The 2,991-nt window shown below is 77.1% G+C and carries 1 protein-coding gene; it reads left to right on the top strand.

The features are described 5' to 3' along the window. A partial coding sequence (locus NBX02_RS14335) for a type I polyketide synthase (protein WP_250291728.1) occupies positions 1-2,991 on the top strand: 2,991 nt, incomplete at both ends.

The following is a 2,991-nucleotide window of genomic DNA, read 5'->3' as shown; positions in this document are numbered from 1 at the left end:
GAAACCCTCACCAGCACCAGCACCAGCACCAGCACCAGCACCAGCACCAGCACCAGCACCAGCGACGAAACCACCGGCGACAGCACCGGCAGCCGCACCGCCCCCGTCGCCGTCCCCCTGCTGCGCCGCAACCGGCCCGAAGCGGCCACCCTGCTCACCGCGCTCGCCACCGCACACACCCATGGCGTCCGCCTGGACTGGCCCGCCCTCTTCACCGGCCCCGACACGACCGGCCCCGACGCGGCGATCGCCCTGCCACACACCGTCCCCCTGCCCAACTACGCCTTCCAGCGCCAGCGCTTCTGGCTGCGCCCCGCCACCACCAGCGGCGACCCCACGACCCTGGGCCTCGCAGCCACCCAGCACCCGCTCCTGCGCGCCGCCCTCACCCCCGCCGACACCGACCAGACCATCCTCACCGGCCGGCTCTCCCTGCACACCCACCCCTGGCTCGCCGACCACGCCGTGCTGGGCTCCGTGATCGTCCCGGGCACGGTGTTCATCGAGCTCGCCCTGCACGCCGGCGAGATCACCGGGTACGACACCGTCGACGAGCTGATCGCCGAGGCGCCGCTGGTGCTGCCCGGCCGGCGCGGCGTCCAGGTACAGGTCGTCGTCGGCACACCGGACGAGACGGGACGCCGGCCGATCGCGGTCCACTCGCGGCCGGACGGCGAGCAGCCCCGCGCCGACGGCTGGACCCGCCACGTCAGCGGCTACCTGACCGCCGACGACACCCCCGGCGCGGACGCGGCGGCGGCCGAGGCGGCCGCCGCGCAGGCCCTGGCGACCTGGCCGCCTCCGGGCGCCGAGGCCATCAGCACCGACGGTGACGACAGCGACGGCGACGGCGGTCCCGGCAGCGGCAGCGCGTACGTCGACAGCGTCTACGAAGCCCTGGCCGGCGCGGGGCTGGTGTACGGGCCGACGTTCCGCGGGCTGCGCGCCGCCTGGCGGCGGCAGTCCGAACGGGGCGAGGAGCTGTTCGCCGAGATCGAGCTGCCCGAGCAGGTACGTGCGGACGCCGGCGACTTCGGCCTGCACCCCGCCCTGCTCGACGCGGCCGTGCACGTCAGCGCCCACCGGGGGCTGCTCGACGCCCCGCCAGGCCAGGTGCAGCTCCCGTTCGCCTGGTCGGGCCTGCGGCTGCACTCCGCCGGCGCGTCCGCGCTGCGGGTGCGGCTGGCGGTGACCGGGCCGGACCGGCTGTCCCTGCACACCGCCGACGGCACCGGCGCGCTCGTGCTGTCGATCGCCTCGCTCACCGGCCGGCTGGTGTCCTCGGCGCAGATCAACGCCGCGCGGGCCGCCGCCGGCGGGGCGACGGACGACGACACCCTGTTCGCGGTGGACTGGAAACCGCTGCCGACGTCGACGGCCACCGACCGGCGGACCTGGTCCGTGCTCGGCACCGAGGAGCACCTGCGCGACCTGCTGCGGCAGGTCCGCGCGGACACCCGCGCGTTCGCCGACCTCACCGACCTCACCGCCGCCCTCGACCTCGGCGAGCCCACCCCCGGCCTGGTCTTCGCCAGCGGCCTGCCGGCCACCGGCGTCGACGGCAGCGGCCCGAACGACAGCGCCGGCGCCGGCGACGGCGGCACCGGCGGCACTGGCGGTGACGTCCTGGCCGCCGCGCACGCAACGGCGCGCGGCGTCCTGGCCCAGGTGCAGGCGTGGACCGCCGAACGTCGGGTCGACGGCACCCAGCTCGTCATCGTCACCCGGCACGCGGTCGCCGTGGACGGCATCCCCGCCGACGCCCAGGGCACAGCCGACCCCCAGGGCACAGCCGACGCGCACACGACAACCGCTCAGGAGACGGACGCCAGCGGGACCGCCGGCGGCGGAACTGTCGGCAGCGGGGCCGTTGGCAGTGAAGTTGTTGACGAAGCTGTCGATGTCGCGTCCGCCGCCGTGTGGGGGCTGGTGCGTTCGGCGCAGGCCGAGCATCCCGGCCGGATCGTCCTGCTCGACGTCGACGACGATCCCGCCTCGGCCGCGGCGTTGCCGGCGGCGCTCGCCGTCGCGGACGCCGGCGGCGAGCCGCAGCTCGCGATCCGCGCGGGCAGCGTCACCGTCCCCCGCCTGGTCCGGGTTCCGGCGGCCGACCCGGCCGACGAGGCCGACCCGGCCGGCACGGCAGGCCCAGGCACGGATGTGGCCGCGGGCAGCTCAGCGTCCACCACGGACACCGCGCTGGACGCGCCGGACACCACGTCGGACACCACAGCGGCGGACACCACAGCGGCCGGCACAGCGGCCGGCACAGCGGCCGGCACAGCGGCCGGGACGCCGTTCGCCGCCGGCGGCACTGTTCTGGTCACAGGTGGTACCGGCGCGATCGGCGCGCTGGTCGCCCGCCACCTGGTCGCCGCCCACGGCGTCCGCCACCTCGTCCTGACCTCCCGCAGCGGTCCCGACGCCGCCGGCGCGGTGGCGCTGCGGGACGAGCTCGCCGAGCTCGGCGCGACCGCCACCGTCGTGGCCGCGGACGCCGCCGACCGTGGCGCGCTCGCCGGCGTCCTCGCCGCTATCCCGGCCGAGCATCCGCTGGCCGGGGTCGTGCACGCCGCCGGCATCGCCGACGACGGCCTGCTCGCCGGCCTCACCGGTGACCGGCTCGACGCGGTGCTGCGTCCCAAGCTGGACGGCGCCTGGCACCTGCACGAGCTCACCCGCGGGCACGACCTGGCCGCGTTCGTGCTGTTCTCGTCCCTATCGGGGCTCACCGGCGGGACGGGGCAGGCCCCGTACACGGCGGCGAACGCCGCGCTGGACGCGCTCGCGGCGTACCGCCGGGCGCACGGCCTGCCGGCGCTGTCGCTGGCGTGGGGCCAGTGGGCGCTCGCCAGCGGCGTCACCGCCCGCCTCACCGACGCCGACCGGGAGCGCATCACCCGCTCCGGGCTGCGGCCGCTGTCGGACGAGGCGGGCGTGGCGCTGTTCGACACCGCGCTGGCGGCCGGCGCCCGCACCGCCCGCGCGCTG

This window comes from Protofrankia sp. CiP1_Cm_nod1, assembly GCF_920888515.1.
GTDB lineage: Bacteria > Actinomycetota > Actinomycetes > Frankiales > Frankiaceae > Protofrankia.
Note: the sequence above shows the minus strand (reverse complement) of the source record. Positions and strands in the feature narration are given on the sequence as shown.